3 protein-coding genes are annotated in these 2,523 nt (G+C 41.8%); all 3 read right to left on the bottom strand.

The features are described from left to right. Positions 1–308, bottom strand: a 308-nt coding sequence (gene pelG, locus AC1DWN_RS33605) for an exopolysaccharide Pel transporter PelG (protein WP_477563163.1), incomplete at its 3' end; no start/stop codon positions are given. 2 nt (positions 309–310) lie between these two features. Next, on the bottom strand, positions 311–1,429 hold the full coding sequence (gene pelF, locus AC1DWN_RS33610; protein ID WP_477563165.1) for a GT4 family glycosyltransferase PelF: 1,119 nt from the start codon (positions 1,427–1,429) through the stop codon (positions 311–313). Continuing rightward, the coding region (locus tag AC1DWN_RS33615) for a DUF2194 domain-containing protein (protein ID WP_477563164.1) at positions 1,384–2,523 on the bottom strand (1,140 nt) is incomplete at its 5' end. The genes AC1DWN_RS33615 and pelF, both read right to left, overlap by 46 nt.

Here is a 2,523-nt window from a genome sequence, read left to right on the forward strand (position 1 = left end):
GAGGGTAACAGAGCCCCGAAATATCCTTGATATATAAAATCAGAAATGGCTCTCGTAATAAACATTGACAGCAAATTAGTTATTATGTAGGAGAAGGTAAATGCATACACAACATATGCCATAAATAGCTCCCGATCCAAAAAAGAAACGTTATTTCTAATCAAAAGCCACTGTACGATTGAAATGAGAAGAATACAGGAGAGCATCGGACCGATCGTTACGAGGGATGAATAGGTGAAAGCCTTTGCCTTGTTGACTAACCCCCGTTTATCAAACAGTTTCTTTAATTCAAACCCAATGCCGGCCATCGTTACATCTCCCCATACTTTTCATATATCGCCTTGTAGCTATTTATAAAGGCATCATTCGTATACCTATCCCGAACTCGTCTAAGTCCATTTGCCCCAAACTCTCTACGCATCCGTTCACTGCGACATAAAGTAATAATCGCTTGTCCGATTTGTTCATAGTTCATAACAGGAACGACAAAACCCGCTCGTCCATAATCGTCATCAACTCCATGCAGAAGCTCTTTACAGCTTCCCACATCTGTCGTTACGAACGGTTTTCCAGCAGCCATACCTTCAAGAACGGCTAATGGCTGACCTTCACTAATACTCGTTAATGTAAGAATGTCCATTTTCCCAATATAATCCCGGATATCAATCGTGCCTGTGAACAGGACATCCTGTAATTGGAGAGCATCAACTAATCCCAAGCATTCTTCATAATACTCTGGATCTTCCTCATAAGGACCCATTATATAAAAGACCGCTTCAGGTATTTCATGCTTGACGACTTGGAAGCTGTGAATCATCGTTTTGACATCCTTAATAGGTACCACTCGAACGAGGCCCCCGATCCATATCGGTTCCCCTTTTGCCTTTGCAGGTATATCAGCGAAGCGATCTACCTGAACCCCGTTAGGCGTAATACTAATCTTATTTTCGTCGCAGCCAAGCTCTATCTGAATTTCTTTATTTCTATTAAATAGCGTAATCACATCATCGGCGTACTGATACGCGCAAGAAGATAAGGTATAAAAATATTCAATCCATATATTTTTAAAATACCCTTTCACCMAATCCGCCTTAATGATTTCTTCCTCTCGCTCTCTGGAATAAATGCCATGCTCCGTCAACAGCATCGGTTTGTTATACAAATACTTGCCAAGACCCGCTATGACGCCTGCATATCCAGTAGATACCGCATGATACACATCTGCTTCTGGAACGGAGTCGCGAACAGTAAGAAGCAATGGCAGCACCATTGACCGCACAGTCCAGAACATTTCCGTGAAGGGTATTTGCTCATATTTTTGTTCACAGAGTTCACTCATAATGTCAAAAAAGTCTTTGCTCATTAGGAAATCAGCCGCATTCTTCAGCTTTCTATCCCGGAGCACCTCGAATATTGGCTGCCAATCCATATGCTCTCCACCGCCAAGCAGTGATTTGAGCGCTGTCTTCTGTTCCTCATTAAGCTTAATTCGGTGTCCCCATTCGCCTTCCACACGCAAATAGTCGTCCAAGAACACTTCCTTATTAGCTTAATCCGGCAGTTTTGTTCACGAGTAATTTTTTTGTCGGTTCGAAGTATATAATATAATTTCCCACCCGTGTAATGGTTAATGAAGCCTTTGATTTGATTTTGACCATATTCAAAATGCGGTTCACTCAAAGCATAACGTCCCACTTCCACACTTGCTTCCGTAGCCGTCATATTTCTGAGCCAGCCGTACTTATCTTCAGCAATACCCATAAATTCAGTAAACATATCGTATAATTCGTCCCATGTATAAGGAAAGCTTCGTTCAGGATCTAAAATATCATCCGGATGAATAAAATGAGAGAATACGCCAATTGAAGAAGCTGCATTTGCCATAGCCCACACATTAAACTCTGCTTTCATGAAACCCGAAGTAATACGAGGCAGTTCCACAATTCCATCCTGTGCAACCTCAAATTCTTGCTCATAAGTAATACCCTGTGAATCCCCAGTATATACGGAGGAAATGGATTTCAGCTCTGGCCAAGACGCCTTTAACGCTTCTCGTCCCTCCTCGCTCAAGGTATTGGATGGAGGAACATAGTTATGGAGACTGTAATTGGGTATTGATGATCTCACAAACTTCAAAACCGTTCGAATGGATTCCTCCATATGCGCATTTGAAGTCCATGAATTGTACCCAAATTCCTTTTTCGCTTTCCAGTCATCTGTTAACGATTGATGGTTGTAACCATGAATGCCAATTTCTCCACCGCGCTTCAGCAATTCCCTTCCGAATGTCACTAGATTCAAATTGTCAGATTCCGACTGAACATCAAAGGGAGGCTCCACCTTGTCGTTGTAGCTTTGTATCACCATACCCGTATATTTTAATCCAAAGCGTGTTCCCACCCGAAGCATATCCGGCCACCATATTTCTTTAAAAAACCTGGTTAAGCTTCTCTTATATTTCCGATAAATATCTTCATTGAATCCTAACGGCAAAGGCGCCGGAAAGTCATCAATATACATCAT

The sequence above is a fragment of the Paenibacillus sp. P4_A7 genome, assembly GCF_056402455.1.